The sequence below is a fragment of the Bradyrhizobium sp. McL0616 genome (genome assembly GCF_049993385.1).
In the GTDB taxonomy this organism is placed as follows: domain Bacteria; phylum Pseudomonadota; class Alphaproteobacteria; order Rhizobiales; family Xanthobacteraceae; genus Bradyrhizobium.
Map to the genome: position 1 here is coordinate 5,417,957 of NZ_CP188255.1, position 19,843 is coordinate 5,437,799.

18 protein-coding genes are annotated in these 19,843 nt (G+C 63.6%); 8 read left to right on the forward strand and 10 right to left on the reverse strand.

Annotated elements, in window-relative coordinates; all coding sequences use genetic code 11:
* Nucleotides 1-6: 6 nt before the first annotated feature.
* Nucleotides 7-1,017, reverse strand: coding sequence for a zinc-dependent alcohol dehydrogenase family protein (locus tag ACPPVR_RS26560; RefSeq protein WP_426609516.1), 1,011 nt, complete (start codon nucleotides 1,015-1,017; stop codon nucleotides 7-9).
* Between the two features lie 83 nt (nucleotides 1,018-1,100).
* Here ACPPVR_RS26560 and ACPPVR_RS26565 point away from each other — a divergent pair, with 83 nt between their 5' ends.
* Nucleotides 1,101-1,448: a MerR family transcriptional regulator gene (locus tag ACPPVR_RS26565; RefSeq protein WP_426609517.1), complete on the forward strand. Its 348-nt coding sequence runs from the start codon at nucleotides 1,101-1,103 to the stop codon at nucleotides 1,446-1,448.
* A 17-nt stretch (nucleotides 1,449-1,465) separates the two neighbouring features.
* Here the strand turns inward: ACPPVR_RS26565 and rnz are convergent, their stop codons facing one another.
* A complete protein-coding gene (rnz, locus tag ACPPVR_RS26570) occupies nucleotides 1,466-2,371 on the reverse strand; it encodes a ribonuclease Z (RefSeq protein ID WP_426609518.1) in 906 nt (301 codons plus the stop codon).
* Nucleotides 2,372-2,730: 359 nt separating this feature from the next.
* On the reverse strand, nucleotides 2,731-3,504 hold the full coding sequence (locus ACPPVR_RS26575) for an alpha/beta fold hydrolase (RefSeq protein ID WP_426609519.1): 774 nt from the start codon (nucleotides 3,502-3,504) through the stop codon (nucleotides 2,731-2,733).
* A 157-nt stretch (nucleotides 3,505-3,661) separates the two neighbouring features.
* On the opposite strand from ACPPVR_RS26575, the gene ACPPVR_RS26580 reads away from it, so the two are divergent.
* The 4 genes from ACPPVR_RS26580 (at nucleotide 3,662) to ACPPVR_RS26595 (ending at nucleotide 9,044) form a co-directional block, all read left to right on the forward strand.
* Nucleotides 3,662-4,312 (forward strand): GntR family transcriptional regulator, encoded by a 651-nt coding sequence (locus ACPPVR_RS26580; RefSeq protein ID WP_426616192.1) that lies wholly within the window; start codon nucleotides 3,662-3,664, stop codon nucleotides 4,310-4,312.
* On the forward strand, nucleotides 4,309-5,838 hold the full coding sequence (locus tag ACPPVR_RS26585; RefSeq protein WP_426609520.1) for an aldehyde dehydrogenase: 1,530 nt from the start codon (nucleotides 4,309-4,311) through the stop codon (nucleotides 5,836-5,838). Before ACPPVR_RS26580 ends, ACPPVR_RS26585 begins: the two co-directional genes overlap by 4 nt.
* Before the next feature lie 90 nt (nucleotides 5,839-5,928).
* Nucleotides 5,929-7,296 (forward strand): MFS transporter, encoded by a 1,368-nt coding sequence (locus tag ACPPVR_RS26590; protein ID WP_426609521.1) that lies wholly within the window; start codon nucleotides 5,929-5,931, stop codon nucleotides 7,294-7,296.
* 251 nt (nucleotides 7,297-7,547) lie between these two features.
* A complete protein-coding gene (locus ACPPVR_RS26595) occupies nucleotides 7,548-9,044 on the forward strand; it encodes an amidase (RefSeq protein WP_426609522.1) in 1,497 nt (498 codons plus the stop codon).
* 25 nt (nucleotides 9,045-9,069) lie between these two features.
* Here ACPPVR_RS26595 and ACPPVR_RS26600 read toward each other — a convergent pair whose 3' ends face one another.
* Nucleotides 9,070-9,675, reverse strand: coding sequence for a TetR/AcrR family transcriptional regulator (locus tag ACPPVR_RS26600; RefSeq protein ID WP_426609523.1), 606 nt, complete (start codon nucleotides 9,673-9,675; stop codon nucleotides 9,070-9,072).
* Between the two features lie 201 nt (nucleotides 9,676-9,876).
* Between ACPPVR_RS26600 and ACPPVR_RS26605 the strand changes: the two genes are divergently transcribed.
* Together ACPPVR_RS26605 and ACPPVR_RS26610 are read left to right on the forward strand one after the other, a co-directional pair.
* A complete protein-coding gene (locus ACPPVR_RS26605; protein ID WP_426609524.1) occupies nucleotides 9,877-11,121 on the forward strand; it encodes an efflux RND transporter periplasmic adaptor subunit in 1,245 nt (414 codons plus the stop codon).
* Between the two features lie 145 nt (nucleotides 11,122-11,266).
* Entirely contained in the window at nucleotides 11,267-14,467 is a 3,201-nt protein-coding gene (locus tag ACPPVR_RS26610; RefSeq protein WP_426609525.1) for an efflux RND transporter permease subunit, read from the forward strand.
* Here ACPPVR_RS26610 and ACPPVR_RS26615 read toward each other — a convergent pair.
* Both ACPPVR_RS26615 and ACPPVR_RS26620 read right to left on the reverse strand, forming a co-directional pair.
* The gene (locus tag ACPPVR_RS26615) at nucleotides 14,464-15,192 is read right to left on the reverse strand and encodes a sulfite exporter TauE/SafE family protein (protein ID WP_426609526.1); all 729 of its coding nucleotides are present in this window, start codon (nucleotides 15,190-15,192) and stop codon (nucleotides 14,464-14,466) included. The two genes, ACPPVR_RS26610 and ACPPVR_RS26615, sit on opposite strands and share 4 nt — an antisense overlap.
* Nucleotides 15,193-15,206: 14 nt before the next feature.
* Entirely contained in the window at nucleotides 15,207-15,440 is a 234-nt protein-coding gene (locus tag ACPPVR_RS26620; protein WP_426609527.1) for a hypothetical protein, read from the reverse strand.
* A 58-nt stretch (nucleotides 15,441-15,498) separates the two neighbouring features.
* On the opposite strand from ACPPVR_RS26620, the gene ACPPVR_RS26625 reads away from it, so the two are divergent.
* Nucleotides 15,499-15,624, forward strand: a complete 126-nt coding sequence (locus ACPPVR_RS26625) for a hypothetical protein (RefSeq protein ID WP_426609528.1) — start codon at nucleotides 15,499-15,501, stop codon at nucleotides 15,622-15,624.
* A gap of 232 nt (nucleotides 15,625-15,856) precedes the next feature.
* Here ACPPVR_RS26625 and ACPPVR_RS26630 read toward each other — a convergent pair whose 3' ends face one another.
* The 4 genes from ACPPVR_RS26630 to ACPPVR_RS26645 form a co-directional block, all read right to left on the reverse strand.
* Nucleotides 15,857-16,975, reverse strand: coding sequence for a helix-turn-helix transcriptional regulator (locus tag ACPPVR_RS26630; protein WP_426609529.1), 1,119 nt, complete (start codon nucleotides 16,973-16,975; stop codon nucleotides 15,857-15,859).
* Between the two features lie 112 nt (nucleotides 16,976-17,087).
* A complete protein-coding gene (locus tag ACPPVR_RS26635; RefSeq protein ID WP_426609530.1) occupies nucleotides 17,088-18,206 on the reverse strand; it encodes a helix-turn-helix transcriptional regulator in 1,119 nt (372 codons plus the stop codon).
* Between the two features lie 262 nt (nucleotides 18,207-18,468).
* Nucleotides 18,469-18,717 (reverse strand): DUF6894 family protein, encoded by a 249-nt coding sequence (locus ACPPVR_RS26640; RefSeq protein ID WP_426609531.1) that lies wholly within the window; start codon nucleotides 18,715-18,717, stop codon nucleotides 18,469-18,471.
* Between the two features lie 118 nt (nucleotides 18,718-18,835).
* Nucleotides 18,836-19,810: an AraC family transcriptional regulator gene (locus ACPPVR_RS26645; protein WP_426609532.1), complete on the reverse strand. Its 975-nt coding sequence runs from the start codon at nucleotides 19,808-19,810 to the stop codon at nucleotides 18,836-18,838.
* Nucleotides 19,811-19,843 lie beyond the last annotated feature (33 nt).

Sequence of the window (19,843 nt, forward strand, 5' to 3'; positions counted from 1 at the left end):
CTATGCCTACATCTGCACAACGACCTTGCCGAAGTGCGAGCCGGTCCGCAGATAGGCATACGCTTCGGCTGCCTCGTCGAAGCCGTACACCCGATCGACGATCGGGTGGATCGCGTTGTCGGTCAGGAAACGATTCATGGCGGTGAAATGTTCGGCCGATCCTACGGTGACACCGATGATGTCGGCGTTCTCCCACTGCAGACGCGCAAGGTCCGGTTTCGGGCCGAACCCTGTCAAAACACCGATCTGGACGATCTTGCCGCCCGAAGCGACCGATCGCAGCGATCGGTCATAGGTGCCGGGGCCGCCGAGTTCGAGGACGTGGCTGGCACCTTCGCCATCCGTCGCCTTCATCAGGGCGACATCCCAGTCAGGCGTGTCGCGGTAGTTGATGAGGATCGAGCCGCCCAGCACTCTGGCACGGGCGAGTTTCTCATCCGAGGAGGATATCACGATCGCGCGCGCCCCAAGCGCCGCCGCGAACTGAAGGCCGAACAGCGCGACGCCACCTGTTCCCTGGACCAGCAGCGTGTCGCCCTTGCCCATCCCGCCGCGCGTGATGAGGCCGTGCCAGGCGGTGACGCCGGCACAGGGCAAGGTCGCGGCTTCGACCGAGGACAGGTGCGCCGGCACGGCGACGAGCGCCGTTGCCGGCAGCACGACATACTCTGCCAGCATTCCGTCCGTCTTGTCGCCGCCGAGGGATGACCCAACGTAGCTGGCCTTGAATGGCCCGGAGATCCAATCGCGAAAGAACGATGCGGCCACGCGGTCGCCGACCTGCCATTGCGAGACGTCTGAGCCGATCGCGTCAACGACGCCCGCGCCGTCGGAGAGCGGCACGCGGCCGTCGAGCCCGCCTTGGCCGACGCGGTCGAGGATCAGCAAGTCGCGGTAGTTCAGACTTGCCGCTTCGACCCGGATGCGGACCTCGCCACTGGCGGGTTCCGGTTTGCGAACTTCGGCGCGCACAAGGCCGCCAGAACCGGCATGGCCATTCAAATGGTAGGCTTTCATTGTTGCTCCTCCGCAAGGTGTTCACATGGACGAGCAGAGTCTGTAAGGTCTGACAGCGCTGTCAGTGTCAAGAGGGTTTTTCGGTGAGAATTGGTGAGCTCTCCCGCAAGACGGGTGTCAGTGTCCGAATGCTGCGCTACTACGAAGCCGAAGGACTGCTCGCGCCGCAACGGACTGAGTCCGATTATCGCGACTATGGCCCGGCGGAAGAAGAAACCGTCCGGCGGATCAAGATGCTCGGCGCGGCCGGGATGACGCTTGAAACGATCCAGCAATTGCTGCCGTGCGTGAAGAACGACGATCCGGAATTCACGCCCTGCAACGCTCTGCGAAAACTACTCGCGCAGCAGGTCAGCCTCATCGATGAGCGTATCGAGACGCTGAGCCAGAGCCGGACGATTCTGGCTGGCTTCCTGTCGAGCGTGAACTGATCGCCGGATAAGCGCGACTAGACGACGAGGTGATCGAAGTCGGCGGCGATCCGCGTGTTCGGAAAGATCCTTGCCGCCTCGGCCAGGATTTCGTCATCCTGATAGCGCCCCGACAGATGGGTCAGCACCAGTTGCTCGACGTTGTTCGCGGCCGCAAAGGAAGCCGCCTCCGCCGCAGTGAGATGGCCGTAGTCGCGCGCGGTCGACGCGTCGCGATCGAGGAACGTCGCTTCGATCACCAGCAGGTCGGCGCCCGCGACATATCCGGAGAGCCCTTCGGTCTTTTCGGTGTCGCCGATCACGACGAGCTTCTTGCCGCCGCTTGGTGGTCCCAAGACATCCTCCGGATCAATCGTCGTCCCGCCTTCGATCACGACCGGTCGTCCTTCAGCCAGCTCTCCGCGCAGGGGGCCGTCCGGGACATCGAGCGCCGCGAGGCGATCGGGCCGAAGGTGGCGTCGTGCGGGACTTTGGAAGGTAAAGCCAAAACTGTCGGTGTCGCGATGATGGACCGGAAAGCAGCCGATGGTGAATTCACCGGCGTCGATGACCTGCCCTTCCGTCAAGGCTGCGAACTCTACCGGGATCGGCGCCCTGCCCGCGCCCCACAGGCCCACAAGCATGCGGACGACGATGTCGAGCGTCCCCGGCCCGCCATGAATGGTCATCACGTCTGAGGTCTGCCGCAAGCCCAGCGTTGAAAACAGACCGGGGATGCCGAGCACATGATCGAAATGACCATGCGTCAGCAGGATCCGGTCGAGCCGCCGAAAGCCGGCGCCGCTCCGCAGCAGCTGACGTTGTGTCCCCTCGCCGCAATCAATCAGGATGCGCTTGCCCGCGGCTTCCACGAGAAGGCCCGGATGGTTGCGGTCTGCGGAAGGAACGCTGGCCGAGGTCCCGAGAAATGTCAGGGCGAACATGTTTGTCAGTGTCCAGAGACCGCTCCTCTCCCCGACAGCACTTCAACAGCCTGCACGGTGGACGGCCTCACCGCTCCCAATGCCACGCGAGCAGCAGCGCGTACAGGCCCATCGATGCGGCGTAGAGCGCGTGCTTAGCAGGCACGCTCTACAAAAAGCGTGAAAACAACCCCATGCAAAGTACAAATCATTGAAGAATTTCGTCCGCCATGGCTCACGGCCTAGCTGCACGGACGTTTGACTCGTCGGGCAAAACAGGCGCAGGATTGCATAATCGTCGCCTGTGAATTTGCCGCCGTGTCGACGTCATTAAACGTTCGGAAGGCATCGCCGTTTCAGGTCGGGTTACCCTCACAAACTCAGCGCAAGAATTCCTTCATCGCATCGAGAAATTGTCGCGGCGATTGAAGCTGCGGCACGTGCGCGCAATCTGGAATGACCTTGAGTTCGGCACGCGGCAGCCCCGCCGCCAATTCATGCGACATCGGCGGCGGCGTCGCTTCATCGTGCTCGCCGACGAGGACGAGAACCGGGACCTTCACCAAGCCAAGTTCAGCGCGGAGATCAAGTCCAGCCAATGCATCGCATGCGGCGCCAAACACGGTTGGGTCGGTCCGCAGAAACGCTTCGCGTCGCCCCTGCATCAGCTCAGGGTGCTGCGCTTGAAAGTCGGGCGCGAACAGACGTCGCATCGCGACATCAGTGATCGCCTCCAGTCCCTTCTCACGTGATGCTTTTGCCATGTTACGAAACGCTTCCCGGCCGGGCTCTGAGAAAGCGGCGCCGCAATCGGCGAGAATGAGCTTACCGGCAATGTCCGGATGGCGAATCGCCATCAGCAACGCGACGAACCCGCCATAGCCATTGCCGAGCACGATCGCCGACGCGCCGCCGGCGGCATCGCGCACCGCCTCTGCCATCCTGTCCGCGACCGCCTCGAGGCCGCCTTCCACCGCGCGTGAAAGGCCGAACCCAGGCAGCTCCGGCACGATGGTGCGAAACGATGTCTCGAGCTGAGGCACGATCGCATCGAAACTCGCGCGATCCGACAACAGCGAGTGGAAGAGGAACAGCGGCGGCCCCTCGCCCGATTGCGCGGCGTTGACGGTCCCGTTGGCAAAAAGCCTGTCCATGTCCGGTCTTTCCTTCACTTCGTCGATCGCTCGCGTGATGTCGAGGCCCGCTTGGAGGCCCCCGATTGATAAATCAACTGTCAGGGAATTCAAGCATTTGGCTCTTGACGTGAAATATCACAATGGAGATATTAACGCCAAGGAGATCGATGAAATCATGCTTTTGCGCGAAAATATCTATGATCGTCTCAGGTCTGATATTTTAGCCTGTCGCTTCGCGCCTGGCGATGAAATGCGTGAGCAGGACCTCGCCGAGCGCTATGATGTGAGCCGGCAACCGGTCCGGGATGCGCTGCTGCGGCTGCAGCGCGAGCATCTGGTGACGGTGCAGCCGCGCCAGGGTTATCGGGTCACGCCGATCTCGCTGTCAGACGCCCGCGACCTCCTGCGCTTCCGTCTTGCGCTGGAGCCGGCCTGCGTGGCGGAAGCGATCGAAAGCGCGCCCGACAGCGTTCTGAAATCGCTCGACGAATTCCGCCGCTTCTCCGGCAACCACGAAGACTTCATCGCCTACAATCGTGGCTTCCACACCGCGCTGGCGCATGCCTCCGGCAATCACCGCATGGCCACCGCGCTGTGCGACCTGATCGGCCAGGCCGACCGGCTGGTCCGCGTCAGCATTTCGAACCTGAGGGGACACGACCCGGCAAAGCTCGTTGCCGAGCACGTCGCCCTGATCAACGCCATGCAGAGCCGCGAGACGCGAACCGCCGCGCGCATCATCAAGGCCCATATCGGCGCCACCGAAAAACGCGTTCTGCCGGCGCTCAAGCGTAACGCCGTCATCGTCGAAGAGAGGTCGTCATGAATATTCCCTCAAAACCCGCGTCAATCGACGTCGAAATCCACGGCAACTTCGTCGACGGGCGTGAAGTCGAAGCCGGCGACGGCACGATGCTCGATGTCCGCAATCCCGCGACCGGCGACGTGATCGCCCGCATCCCCAACTCGACCGCGGAAGACATCGACCGCGCGATGAAGAGCGCGCGCGCCGCCTTCGAAGCCAAGGCATGGGGCGGCATGGACACGCGTGCGCGGGCCAGGCTGGTCAACAAGCTCGCCGATGCATTCGAGGCCAATCTCGACAGCCTGTACCGGCTGGAGACCCTCAACAACGGCCGCCCGGTCAACGAGACCCGCGCCCAGCTCTCCCGCCTGCCCGACTTTTTCCGCTACTTCGCCGGCGTCGCACTGGCACGCCGCGACTCCGTGATCCCGGTCGAAGGCGCCTATCTGAACTACACGCTCCGCACGCCGATCGGCATCGTCGCCAACTGCACGCCGTTCAATCATCCGTTGATGATCCTGTGCAAATCACTCGCCGTGGTGCTGGCAACCGGATGCGTCACCGTGGTCAAGCCGTCCGAATACACGCCGCTGACGACCCTGAAGCTTGCGCAGATTTTCACGGAGGCTGGCCTTCCGCCCGGCGTCTTCAACATCGTGCTGGGACTTGGCCCGAGCGCCGGCAAGATGCTGGCGGAGCATGGCGACATCGACAAGCTGGTCCTGACCGGCGGCACCGAGGCGGGCCGCATCGCCGGCAGCGCGGCCGCGAAGGTGTTTGCGCATCAGACCATGGAGCTCGGCGGCAAGACGCCGGTGATGGTGTTCGACGATTTCGACGTCGACCGCGCCGTCAACTACGCCGCGTTCGGTGCGTTCATCGGCGCCGGTCAAACATGCGTCTGCGCCTCGCGCCATATCGTCCAGGCATCGATCTACGACGAGTTCGTCGAGAAGCTGCAGGCCAAGACCCGCACGATCCGCGTCGGCGATCCCTTCGATCCAACCACCCAGATGGGTCCTGTGATCTCCGCCAGGCAGCGCGACCGCGTTCTCACCTACGTCGGCTACGGTCATGCGGACGGCGCGCGTCTCGTCGCCGGCGGTCTTGCCGCGAAGGTGCCGGGTCACGACAATGGCTATTTCGTCCAGCCGACTGTCTTCGCCGACGTCAAAGCCGACATGCGCATCTTCCAGGAGGAGGTGTTCGGTCCCTTTACCTCGGTGACGCCGTTCAAGGATGAGGCCGATGCGCTGCGGCTCGCCAACGACTCGCCGTTCGGCCTCGCCGCCGCGATCCGCACCCGCGACGTCGCTCGCGCGCATCGCGTCGCAGCGTCGGTCAAGGCCGGCATCGTCTGGATCAACGATCATCACCGTCTCGACCCGGCCTCGCCCTGGGGCGGCGTCGACGATTCCGGCATCGGCCGCGAATGCGGCACCGAGAGCTTCAACGACCATTTCAACACCAAGAGCGTGATGGTCGCGACGCACGAGCAGCCGTTCGACTGGTACCGCGACACGGCCAGCCAGAAGCGGCTGAACTAGCAGACACTGAACCAGCAGACATCGCAAGCGGCAGGCCGTCCATAGAAGACGGGCCGCATCAAGCAGGACAACAGTCAGGGGAGAGCGTCAATGTCGACATCGGTGAACGCAGGCGGCCGTCTGGATCGGCTGCCGATCGGGCCATTCCATCGCCGCATCATGCTGCTGATCGGCATCGGAATGTTTTTCGATGGTTTCGACATCTATATCGCCGGCACCGTGCTCAGCGTCACGCTGAAGACCGGCTTTTCGACCCTCGCCCAGAACGCAGCTTTCATCTCCGTTACCTTCGTCGGCATGATGCTGGGATCGTTCGGCACCGGCTTCCTGGGCGATCGTTACGGACGCCGCCTTACCTATCAATTCAATTTGCTCCTTTTCGGCATCGGCTCCCTTGCTGCGGCGTTCGCGCCTGATATGGCCTTCCTCATCGCGTGCCGCTTCGTGATGGGCGTCGGGTTAGGAGCCGAGAACGTCGTCGGTTATTCGACGATGACGGAATTCGTGCCTGCGCGCACGCGCGGCAAATGGCTTGGCTTTACGGCCGTGTGTGTCGTGACGGGCCTGCCCGTGGCGCTGTTGATCGCATCCGTGCTGGTGCCGCAATTCGGCTGGCGCTCCATGTTCGTGCTCGGTGGCATCGGCGCGCTCGTGGTCTGGTACATGCGCAAGTCGCTGCCGGAATCGCCGCGCTGGCTGGAGGCCGTGGGGCGAACCGCTGAAGCGGAAACCCTCATGCAAGCCATCGAAAAGGAAGCGGCCCAGGGTCAGCCCTTGCCTGCTCCCGCGGCGACGGCACCGGTGCCGGTATCCCCCGATCTCAGCACGTTGTTCACCGCCCCACTGCTGTCGCGGATGATCGTCGGTGCCGTCTGCCTGATCACGATCAACACCCTGCTCTATGGCTTCGTGACCTGGCTGCCCGTGTTCTTCGTCAAGCAGGGCCTCTCGATCGCGACATCGTTTGGATATTCGCTGCTGATGGCACTCGGCGCGCCGATCGGCTCGGCCATCGGCGCGTTGACCGCCGACCGCTGGGGCCGGAAGCCGACCATCATCGGCGCGTCCCTGATCACGGTGGCGCTCGGAATCCTCTATCCCATGATCTCCGATCCGATCCTGCTGCCGGCCGTGGGCTTCGCCTTGACCGTGCCCATCTACGTGTTGGTCGCCCTCCTGTTCGCCATCTACATTCCCGAGCTGTTTCCGACCGAAGTGCGCCTGCGCGCGTCCGGCATCGTCAATACGCTGGGGCGCGGCGCCACCATCGTCACACCGTTCCTTGTCGTGTCGCTGTTCGAGACGCGCGGCGTTGCAGGTGTCATGGCGCTGATGATCGGACTATTGGTGGTGCAGATCATCACGGTCTGGGCCCTCGGCATCGAGCCGCGACACCGCAGCCTCGAGGAACTCAAGGCTGAGGAAACGGCAGCGCCGGTGCTCAAGGAAGCGTCCTGACGCTCTCCACAGCGTCATGGCCGGGCTTGTCCCGGCCATCCACGCCTTGACCACGAAGCACTGAGAACGTGGATGCCCGGGACAAGCTCGGGCATGACGGCCTCTTGTAGATTTTCAAGAACGCCCGCCTCCGGACCCTACCGGCGGACAGATCTGGTTCCCGTTGCGCCGCCTCCTCATCTCGCTCCCAACATTGCATGTTCGCTGCCCGGATCGATTTGCCAAGACGATGCAATGCAACGGAGTTCGTGATGACCTCAAATGCCGCTGACTTGGATTACGGCTCGATCAGCGCGCTTCTGACCGCTTTGCACGCGCGTAACGTTTCTGCGTCGGAGCTGCTCGCTCATACGATCGCGCGCATCGAGGCGCTGGACGGGCGGATCAACGCGATCATCGTTCGTGACTTCGATCGCGCGAGAGAGGCCGCGCACGCCGCCGATGCCGCACTTGGTCGCGGCGAGCGGCTGCCGTTGCTAGGCATCCCCGTGACATTGAAAGAACCATTCAACGTCGCCGGCCTGCCGACGACATGGGGCTTTCCGCATCTCAGGGATTTCCAGCCGGCGGAAGACGCGCTCGTCGTCTCGCGGCTGAAGGGGGCGGGCGCCATCATCATCGGCAAGACCAATATCCCGATCGGCTTGCGGGACTTCCAGAGCTACAACGATATCCACGGGACGACGAACAACCCGTGGGATCTCGGCCGGTCGCCCGGCGGCTCCTCGGGCGGATCAGGTGCGGCGCTGGCCGCGGGTTTCGGTCCGCTCTCGATCGGCTCGGATATCGGCGGTTCGATCCGGGTGCCCGCGCATTTCTGCGGTGTGTTCGGGCACAAGCCGAGCCTCGGCCTGGTCCCCCTGCGCGGATATAGCTTGCCGCCAGCGCCGCCCGTCCCGGGCCAGGGCGATCTCGCTGTCGTCGGGCCGATGACGCGCACGGCCTCGGACCTCGCATTGGCGCTCGACGTCATCGCCGGCCCCGACGAAGCGCGTGACGGGATCGGCTATCGCCTTGCGCTGCCCGCCCCGCGACATGACGATTTCAGGAACTTCAGGATCCTCGTGATCGATACTCATCCGTTGATGCCGACGGGTGACGCCGTGCGCTCCGCCATCGGACGGTTGGCGGAACGGCTCGAAGGCTCCGGTGCGCGGGTCGCACGCTCAAGCGCGGCGCTGCCCGATCTCGCCGAATCCGCCCGGCTCTACATGAAGCTGTTGAATGCAGCCCGAAGTCCGCGCCTGACACCAGCAGCCCTCGCCGAGGCGCAAGGGTTTGCCGCCACATTGGCGCCCGACGACCGCAGCCTGCAGGCCGAGCGCGCGCGCGGCTGGGCCATGATCCATCGTGAGTGGCTCGGGACCGATGCCGCGCGCCTGCGGCTGCAACAGCAATGGCAGGAGCTGTTCCGCGACTACGATTCGGTGATTTATCCCGCTGCCGCCGTTCCGGCCTTCCCGCACGACCATTCCGAGCCTTTCGATGCGCGGCAACTCGATATCGACGGCAAGGCATACAACTACGCCGATGCGTGCTTCATCTGGGCTGACCCGGCATCGACCTGCGGACTGCCTGCGACCGCCGTTCCGATCGATCGATCGCCGTCGGGTCTGCCGATCGGCGTGCAGATCATCGGGCCTTATCTCGAGGACCGCACGACGATCGCGCTTGCCGGGTTGATCGAACGCGAATTCGGCGGCTTCGTTCCGCCACCGTCGCTGCCTGCAATACAATCCGCCAGATGACGGAGACCGATGACGCCAGGGGCGATCAGGCTCGGTCGGCCGACTGCGCATCCACCGCCTGCACGGCGACGCTCGCCACCTGTCGCAGTGCCTCGCGGTCCGAGCCTGAGGATGCCATCACGCCCATGCCGACCGAGACGGCCGAGACATAGCGCGCGAGCGCGGCGGGGTCCGACGTCGGCTTGAGATCGCCTTCCGCCTTGGCGCGGATGAAGCGGTCGCGGAGCTGGTCTTCGGTCTGGGTGCGGCGCGCGGCAAGCTCGAAGGGGACGTTTTCGGAGCCCGTGCCGCAGGCGATGCCGCCTTGCACGAGCAGGCAGCCGGGCGGGTTGGCGGGATCGGTCTGCTTTTCGGCAATGCCCATAAGCATCCGCTCGGCGACATCGCGCGCGGTGGGTGCTGCGACGACCTCGTCCATCCAGCCGCCGCGCAATTTGGTGTAGCGGTCGAGCGCGGCCTTCAGCAGGCCTTCCTTGTTGCCGAAACAGGCATAGAGGCTCGGCGGATTGATGCCCATGGCCTCGGTCAGCTGGGCGATCGTTGCGCCCTCATAACCGTGGCGCCAAAACACTTCCATCGCCTGGTCCAACGCCGTCTCGGCGTCGAATTCCCGGGGGCGTCCCATGCCCATGTGCCTGTCTCCTCAAGAATCGGCGTCGTCCCTCGATCTAACGCCTGACCCTATCTGTTTGTTCTAGCTTTCTTTTCTCTTCCGCCTTCCAATTCTTGCGGTAGGCAGCTACAATTTTCTTAGCGAACGGTACATAAGTATCTTGCGCTGCGATATCCAGCTCCACATCTGTAGTGAACACTACATTTCTGGAGCGCGCAAATGCCCCCGTCCCAAAATACCTCTCGCCCCGGTCGCCTCCGTCGTCTTCTCGGCGGCGTTGCCATCGTGGGCGCCCTCGCCGTGGCCGGTTCGATCGCGACCGGCCATTACTTTCATGCAGCCCAGGCGACCGCAACGGCAGCTGCGGCTGAGCAAGCCGTATCCGTCACCGTCGCGATGATCGAGCCGCGGCAGACCGTGCTGTGGGACGATTTCTCCGGACGGCTTGAGGCCATCCAACGCGTCGAGCTTCGTCCGCGCGTTGCCGGTGCGATCCTGTCGACCAACTTCACCGAAGGCGCGCTGGTGAAGGCCGGCGACCTTCTGTTCAAGATCGATCCTGCGCCTTACGCGGCAGAGGTCGACAAAGCCAACGCCCAGTTAGAGGCCGCCAAGGCACGCGTGGTGTTCACCCAGAGCGAGCTCGAGCGCGGCGCGCAGCTCGTCGGCAACGCCGTCGTCACCCGGCGCGATTACGACCAGCGCGACAACGCCAATCGCGAGGCCATTGCCAATGTGAAGGCAGCCGAAGCGACGCTCCAGACCGCAAGATTGAATCTCGACTACACCGAGGTGCGCGCGCCGGTCGACGGCCGCGTCGGCAAGATCGAAATCACCGTCGGCAATCTCGTGGCCGCCGGCACCGCCTCCCCGGTGCTGACATCGCTGGTCTCGGTCAATCCGATCTATGCATCGTTCGATGCGGATGAAGAGGTCGTTCTGCGCGCGCTGAACTCGATTTCCGAGGTCTCCGGCAAGCGTGGCAATCTCGACCAGATCCCGGTCGCGATGGCGACGTCCGGAGGCCTATCGGCAAAGGGGCATATCCAGCTCATCGACAACCAGGTCAACGGCAAGAGCGGCACCATCCGTGTTCGCGCGGTGTTCGAGAACGAGGACGGGCGTCTCATCCCCGGCCAGTTCGCCCGCGTGCGCATGGGCCAGCCGAAGCAACAGACGCTGGTGATGATCGACGAGCGCGCGATCGGCACCGACCAGGACAAGAAGTTCGTGATGGGGGTCGGTGACGACAGCCGCGCGGTCTACCGGCCGATCACGCTCGGCGGCTCGGTCGATGGCCTTCGCATCGTGACGGCGGGGCTGAAGCCCGGCGACCGCATCATCGTCAACGGCCTGCAGCGCGTGCGTCCGGGCGCCCTCCTCAAGACGGAGGTCGCCGCGATGGGCGCGCGCGGGCCGCAGCAGGCATCCAACCACAGCAACCAGGACGTGGTGCAACGCTAGTTACGTTGTTCCGGGCCGCACATGACGCGGCCCGGAATGACGAAATCATAGAACGACCAAGACATCGCATCTCGATTCCGGGTTTGTGGGCACAGCCCGCGTTCCGGAGTAACGGGAGAGCTGTCTCTGGCGCAGGGGCAAAGCCATGAATCTCTCAAAGTTCTTTATCGATCGTCCGATTTTTGCCGGCGTGCTGTCGGTCCTGATCTTCCTCGCGGGCCTGATCTCGCTGTTCGCGATGCCGATCTCGGAATATCCCGATGTTGTGCCGCCGTCGGTGCTGGTGCGCGCGACCTATCCGGGCGCCAATCCCAAGGTGATTGCGGAAACGGTGGCGACGCCCATCGAGGAGCAGATCAACGGCGTCGAAGGCATGCTCTACATGTCGAGCCAGGCGACCACCGACGGCGCGATGACGCTGACGGTGACGTTCCGCCTCGGCACCGACCCCGACAAGGCGACGCAGCTGGTGCAGAACCGCGTGCAGCAGGCCGAGCCGCGCCTGCCCGCCGTGGTGCGCCAGCTCGGCATCATCACCAAGAAGTCGTCGCCCGACCTCACCATGGTCGTGCATCTGCTGTCGCCGAACAACCGTTACGACATGACGTATTTGCGCAACTATGCGGTGCTCAACGTCAAGGACCGGCTGGCGCGGATCGACGGCGTCGGCGACGTCCAGCTTTACGGCGCCGGCGACTATTCGATGCGGGTCTGGGTCGATCCGCAAAAGGCGGCCGAGCACGGGCTGACCGCAAACGACATCGTCAAGTCGATCCAGGCGCAGAACGTCGAAGCGGCCGCCGGCGTCGTCGGCTCCTCCCCGAACGTCAGGGGCATCGACCTGCAAATGTCCGTCAATGCTGAAGGGCGGCTTGCGAACGAGGAGCAGTTCGGCGACATCGTGGTCAAGACCGGCACGCGTGGCGAAGTGGTGCGGCTGCGCGAGGTCGCGCGCATCGAGCTTGGCGCCTCCGAATACGGCCTGCGCTCGCTGCTCGACAACAAGCAGGCGGTGGCGATCCCGATTTTCCAGGCGCCGGGCTCCAACGCGCTGGAGATCTCCGACCACGTCCGCGCCACCATGGCCGAGATCAAGAAGAACATGCCGGAAGGCGTGTCCTACCAGATCGTCTACGACCCCACCCAGTTCGTGCGCTCCTCGATCGAGGCGGTGATCCATACGCTGCTGGAGGCGATCGCGCTGGTGGTGCTGGTCGTGATCCTGTTCCTCCAGACCTGGCGCGCCTCGATCATTCCTTTGCTGGCCGTGCCGGTCTCGATCGTCGGCACCTTCGCCGTGATGCACCTGTTCGGCTTCTCCATCAACGCGCTCAGCCTGTTCGGCCTGGTGCTCGCGATCGGCATCGTCGTCGACGACGCCATCGTCGTGGTCGAGAATGTCGAACGCAACATCGGGGGCGGGCTGTCGCCGCGCGACGCCACCTACCAGGCGATGCGCGAGGTGTCGGGACCGATCATCGCGATCGCGATGGTGCTGATCGCGGTGTTCGTGCCGCTCGCCTTCATCTCCGGCCTCACCGGGCAGTTCTACAAGCAGTTCGCGCTGACGATCGCGATTTCGACCGTGATCTCCGCCGTCAACTCGCTGACGCTGTCGCCGGCGCTGTCGGCGCTGCTGCTCAAGGGTCACAACGAGCCGAAGGACCGGCTGACGCTCATCATGGAAAAGAGCCTCGGCTGGTTCTTCCGCGGCTTCAACAAGGCGTTCACGCGCTCCTCGGAGAATTACAGCGGCACCGTCACCAAGGTGATCTCCGGCAAGGCTGCGGTGATGGGCCTCTATGTGGTCCTGGTCGGCGTGACCGTCTTGCTTTTCCAGCAGGTGCCGAGCGGCTTCGTTCCGGGCCAGGACAAGCAATATCTGGTCGGCTTCTCGCGGCTGCCCGATGGTGCGGCGCTTGATCGCACCGAAGAGGTGATCCGCAAGATGAGCGACATCGCGCTGACCCAGCCCGGTGTCGAGAGTTCCGTCGCGTTTCCGGGCCTGTCGATCGCCGGCTTCACCAACTCGTCCAACGCCGGCATCGTGTTCTCGACGCTGAAACCGTTTGACGAGCGCAAGGGTCCCGCGCTGAGCGGAAACGCCATCGCCGCCGATCTCAACAAGAAATATTCCGGAATCCAGGAAGCCTTCATCGCGATGTTCCCGCCGCCGCCGGTCAACGGCCTCGGCACCATCGGCGGTTTCAAGCTCCAGATCGAGGACCGTGCCGGTCTCGGCTATGAGGCGCTGAACGAGGCGACCAAGGCGTTCATGACCGCGATGCAGAAAGCCCCGGAGATCGCCGGCGTGTTCTCGAGCTTCCAGGTCAACGTGCCCCAGCTCTTTGCCGACATCGACCGCACCAAGGCGCTTCAGTTAGGGGTGCCTGTCACGGAGGTGTTCAACACGCTCCAGATTTACCTCGGCTCCTACTATGTCAACGACTTCAACAAGTTTGGCCGCACCTATTCCGTCTACGTCCAGGCCGACGCGCCGTTCCGCGCGCGTGCTGACGACATCAGGCAGTTGAAGGTGCGCTCGTCCTCCGGCGACATGGTGCCGCTGTCGGCGCTGCTCACGATCCGCCAGAGCGCGGGTCCGGAGCGGGCGATCCGCTACAACGGCTTCCTGTCCTCCGACATCAACGCGGCGGCTGCGCCCGGCTTCTCGTCCGGCCAGGCGCAGGAAGTGGCGACAAGGATCGCGGCGGAGACGCTGCCGCCCGGCTTTGCCTTCGAATGGACCGACCTGACCTACCAGGAGTTCATCGCCGGCAATTCCGGCCTCTGGGTGTTCCCGCTGGCGATCCTGCTGGTGTTCCTGGTGCTGGCCGCGCTCTACGAGAGCCTGACCCTGCCGCTCTCGATCATCATGATCGTGCCGATGGGCTTGCTCGCGGCGATGTTCGGCGTCTGGATCTCGAAGGGCGACAACAACGTCTTCACCCAGATCGGCTTGATCGTGCTGGTCGGCCTCTCGGCCAAGAACGCGATCCTGATCGTCGAATTCGCGCGCGAGCTCGAATTCGCAGGACGCACGCCGATCCGGGCTGCGATCGAGGCGAGCCGGCTGCGGCTGCGCCCGATCCTGATGACGTCGATGGCGTTCATCATGGGCGTGCTGCCGCTGGTGCTCTCGACCGGCGCCGGCTCCGAGATGCGGCGCGCCATGGGCGTTGCGGTGTTCTCCGGCATGATCGGCGTCACCGTGTTCGGCCTGTTCCTGACGCCGGTGTTCTATGTGCTGCTGCGGACCGTCACCGGCATGAAGCCGCTGGTGCATCACGGCAGCGGCAGCAGCGTGGCACCCGTCGAGGGACTTGGCCATGAGGTCGGGCACTAGATCAGGGAAATCCCCGAGAGCAACAGCAGAATGAGCACGGTCTTGCGAAAGACCGTCTCGTTCACCCGGTGAAAGGCGATGACGCCGAGTGCGGATCCCGCAAACAGCGCCGGCAGGCTGACGGCGAGGTCGACAAAGACCTTCGACGACAGATCCTGGTGTCCGACCAGCAGCACGATCGCAAACAGCTGCATCACCGCAATGAACGGCTGCACCAGGCCGCGCTGCTCGCTCTTGGGCATGCCGCGCATGTCGCACCAGATGGTCGGGATCGCGCCGGGCATCGCGGTCAGGCCGCCAACCAGCCCTCCGCCGAATCCGATCAGCGCAACCCAATGGCGGCCGGCGGTCTCACCGGCCGTCACCAGTGTCGGCCGCAGCAGCATATAGGCGGCGTACAGCGCGACCACGGCGCCAAAGCCGCGCCTGAGCAGATGCGTATCGGTCGACTGCAACAGCGAGACCGCGATGGGAACGCCGATCAATCCGCCGACGATCAGCAGCAGGCTGCCCTCCCAGCGGATGCTGCGCCGGAGCGCCCAGAGATTGGTCGCCTGCACGCCGATGCTGCACGCCATCATCAGCGGTACAGCCTCCATCGGCTGAAATACCCGCAGCAGGATCGCGCCCGCCACGGCGGAGAATGCGAAACCGGAAAGCCCCGAGACGAAGGCTCCGGCGAACACGGCAACGCTGAGCAGCAGCAGGGTCATGATGTCAGGCACGATCCGTCCTCCGCTCAATCAAAGGGAATCTGCGATACGGGCGTGGCGGCGCTTTCCGTGCACGCGACAGGCTCGCGCGGAAACGATATTTGCATCGCATGCGCGTGCGACCGTTCCAGCATTGCGAGGCCAACCAGTTGAAGCGTGACGAGCGCGGCGGTGAGCGCCACGGCGACGATATTGACGTTACGCGCGTTCGAACGTTGGGGAGCCGGCTGCGCGTTCGCGCTCATCAGATCGGTGGGCATGTCGTGAAATATCCTCTTCGTTGCAGACAGAAATGATTTCGTTCAAAGGCAATGTGTCATGCGGCGCTTCCAGCAGATGACGGTAGCGGTGCAATACGCGCCGCGCCTCGATGGCGCGCTGCTGGTGCAACGCTGCGAACATGCGACGGGCGACGTCGTGGAACTTGTCAGCAAGGGCCCGTGACGTTGTTCGCATGACGATCTCCTCTCAACCTGAACGCGAGCTTGACGGGATTTACTTCCACTCGCTGTGAGTTGCTTCACACAAGGATCGAACGCCACGAACAAGAAATCGTGTGCCGTGTCCTAGAGGAGAACGCGGCAAATCGCGTCACCCAAACGAATGACCCGCGATAACTTTCTGATGATGAAATTGCAGGCGCTACTCTGCCGCGCTTCGCGCCACTGCTGATGCGTCAGTGAACGAGCGGATTGGAAAATCCTGCCGCTAGCTTGACGAGGTCGGCCTGACGAGACACGCCTGTCTTGGCGAACACACGATGAAGATGTGTCTTCACGGTGCTCTCGGCGATTCCGAGCGCATCGGCCGTCTCCGGCACGCCGCCAACCTCGACGATCGACTGCAGAACTCTCAGCTCTGCCGGAGTGAGGTCGAACGTACGGTCGATCAGGCCGGCGCACGACTGACCGTCGACCTCGGCTTTCCAGACAAACAACGCACCGACCGCGCCACAAACCTTTTCCGCTCCATTACGCAACAGCGACGGCAGCGCGATGACGTGCGCGATGTAGAAAGTTCCGTCATGCGACATCAGGGGAATTTTTCGACCGGCGGCTGCCGCAACGGCAACATCGCCCGCGTCACGGAAGATCTCCCGCAAGGCCAGATTTGCCTCGGAGGATCGCGCGACGAGCCGGCCGCAGACAGACCGCAGGACGTCATCGGCCGCCAGGATCGCCTCTCCGGCCGAATTGCTGTGGACGATATGGCAGGCCCCATCGAGCAGGATCACGCCGGCGTTCAGCCTGTCCACGACGTCGGCGAGCGCGATCGCCCGCTGCTGCTTTCGCTCGATCGCCCGATTGATCATCAGAGCGCGGCTCGCATGCGGAGCGATGAGCTGCATCCTTGCACGCTGGTCCGCGCCGAGCATGTCCTTGCCGGGGATGACCGTCATCAGCATCGGACAGGGAGACTTCGATGGCTCCAGCACCACGTTCGCCACATCGACGCAACCTTGCGGGCGCAGCCATTCCTGATAGAAGCGCCCGCGGCGATACTCGTCGAAATTCACGAGATCGGGGATGTTGCGGACCTCGCCATAGCGGGGAAGCCTGGCGAGCGGATCGTACTGGGCGTAGGTTTCCGCATAGAGCTGAATGTAGTGCGGATCGACCCCGCAATAATAATGCGTCGCACCGGACTTGCTGACCGAATCTTTCGACATCAGGCCGCAGGCCCGGCTTCCGAAAAACGCATTGAGCATGACAATGACATCGCTCCACAACTCTGGGTGGAGGCCGGCATCATAGATGCTCTCGATCAACTCGGACGGGTTTGGCGGTCGGGGCATTGGAAGAGCCAATAGTCAAACACAGGGGTCGGTAGATGTTCTTCGCACCCGGCGGCTCTTAAGGAGTCTGTCACGGGGGCAATAGGTTCAAATCCCGACGCCGGTTTACCGATCAGTGGATCAGTGGATTGGAGAATCCCGCCGCGAGCTTGACGAGATCGGCCTGCCGGGACACGCCCGTCTTGGCGAACACGCGGTGCAGATGCGTCTTGACCGTCGTTTCGGCAATGCCGAGCGCGGCCGCCGTCTCCGGCACGCCGCCGACCTCAACGATCGAGAGGAACACACGCAGCTCGGCCGGCGTCAGGTCGAAGGTCCGCGCGATCAGCTCGCCGTAGGACTGGCCGCCGAGCGAGACCTTGCGCAGGAGCAACGCACCGACGGCATCGACGACCCGCTCGCTGCCGTTCCGCAGCACGGACGACAATGGCAGGATGTGCGCGACGTAGCGCTCCCCCTTGGGCGAAAGCAGCGGAATCGCATGCCCACGCTCGGCAAGCAGGGCAATGTCGCTGCGGGTCGCAAAAGTTTCGCGCAGCGTCTGGTTGGCCTCGGCGCTGCTGGTCAGGAGCTGGTCGGCAACGACGCGCACCACGTCGTCGGCCTCGAGCAAGGCATGACCGGCGGCGTTGGAGTGCACCACCCGGCAAGAGGCATCGAGCAGGAAGATGCCGGACGCCAAATGATCCAGGACGTCGGCCAGCGCAGTGGCGAGCGACAACTTCGAATCGATGGCACGGTTGATCAGCAGTGCACGGCTGGCATGCGGCACGATCAGCGAGAGACGATGCCTCATCGCGGGATCCACCATGCGCCGGCCCGAGAGCACCGTCATCATCACGGGACAGCTCGCATTCGATTTCTCGAGCACGACGTTGGCGGCATCGCTGCAGCCCTGCGGCCGCATCCATTCCTGGTAAAAGCGCCCTCTGCGATATTCGTCGAATTTGACGAGATCCGGAATGCTGACGATCTGGCCGTGTGGCGGCAAAATGGTCAGCGGGTCGAACTTGGAATGGGTCTCGGAATAAAGCTGGATGTAGTGCGGATCGGCCCCGCAATAATAATGCGTGACCCCGAATTTGCTGATCGAATCCTTGGAAAACAGTCCGCAGGCCTGGCCTCCGACGAAGTCCCGGATGCCGGCGACGACGTCGTTCCACCGCGAGGGATCGAGCCCGGCATCGTAGATAGACTCGACCAGGTCAGGCAGCTTCCGGGATCCGTGCATTGCTCTAAATAGCTTCTGTGATCAATGCCGGGAAGCATATCACATCCAAAGCCAGCGGCATCCTCCGATCGGATGAGGCGCCGGCCGGGCGGATGGGCCCGGCCGGCGGCGCCGCGTTCTAGCCGCCGGGGCTAATGCCGGCTCAGAACGCGACGCGGAGGCCCCCTCTCGCGGTGCCACGTTGATGGTGCTCCCGGTGTCGGTCGTCGATCCATAGCCGATCGTGCCGTTGGCATTGCGAGTTGCGACACCGCTGGCGCGCTCAAGCCTGGTCCCAACCCGCCTTCTCGGCGCTCCCAGCCCAGACCGCGGCGCGATAGATCTCGCGCCCGCCGGCGTCCCGCACGCGGATCCAGGCATCGCGATCGCGCAGATCATCGCGCCAGACGAAGAGATGCCGCGCCATCTCGTCGGCCACCACGAATGTCGCCTTGGCATGTTCGAACACCATGCCGCCCGGGTCGATTTTCACGATATTGCCGACCAAGAGGTCGAAGAAGAAACGGCGCATTCAACACTCCAACAAACGGCGCCGCACGCAACGCTCATGACTTCACGATCAAGGATCATGTCGAAAATTCCCTTGTCTGGATCAAAATCGACGGTTCACTTCAATTCGCGGAGCACGATTATTCTGCCGTGCCGCTCCTGACGTCGCTCGGCGTGGCGCCATAGGCCCGCCGGAAGCAGCGGTTGAAATAAGAGAGATCGCCAAAGCCGACGTCGTAGGCGATCGAGGAGACCGGACGCTCGACGAATTCCGGCTCCCGCAGCATGCGATGAGCACGCTTGAGGCGCTGCTCGATCAGGAAAGAAGAGAACGTCCTGCCGTCGGCCTCGAACAGACGCTGGAGATAGCGCGGCGTGACGCCAAGCTCCTGAGCGACGCTGGCGACCGACAGTTCCTGTCGCCCGCAATTGTTGACGATCAGGAATTTGGCCTTGCGCAGGCGAGCTGCTTTCGCGCCACGCCGGCCGGCGCTCTCCCTGATATCGTCGGTTGGGCCGAGCACGAGAGCCAGCAGGTCATGCAGGTGCCCGGCACCCAGCTGCCGCAGCGCGGGCGTCGCCAGCCTGATCTCGCGGACAAGTGACGTTGCGTAGTCGACGAGGACCCTGGTCTCGGTCTGACGGTCCCGGATGATGCGCATGACCGCATCGTCGACATCCATGATCATCGGCCCCAGAACCCGCCGCGGCACGAGCAGGGAGAAACAGTCGCCAGCCAGAAGTCGCTCGAACACAGCCGCATCTTCGGCGCTGGTCAGCACGGCCTCTCCAGGACCGAGTTGCAGTTCGCGACCTCTCGCAGATATCCCGACCGCTCCGGATCGATTCACGACCAAGGCAAGACTGTCGTCACCGTCGACGATCAGTTCCTTGGTTCGAATGATCCGAGCTCCAAGCAGCCTTCCGGTCAGCAGTTGCGCTTCCGGCAGAGCATAAGAGGTGAAGGTCGCCTCGAACGGCTGTCCTTCCTTGGCTTCGACCTCGGCTTTCACGACCCCGCGGCGATAGAATTCGCGCAGCAGCGTGACACGCTCGCTCTCGGGAACGTCGTTTGTCGATACGTTGAGAATGGAACACTCATCCTTGCCACTCACTGCAAACCCTCCAACCGACGAGCAGTCTGGCCC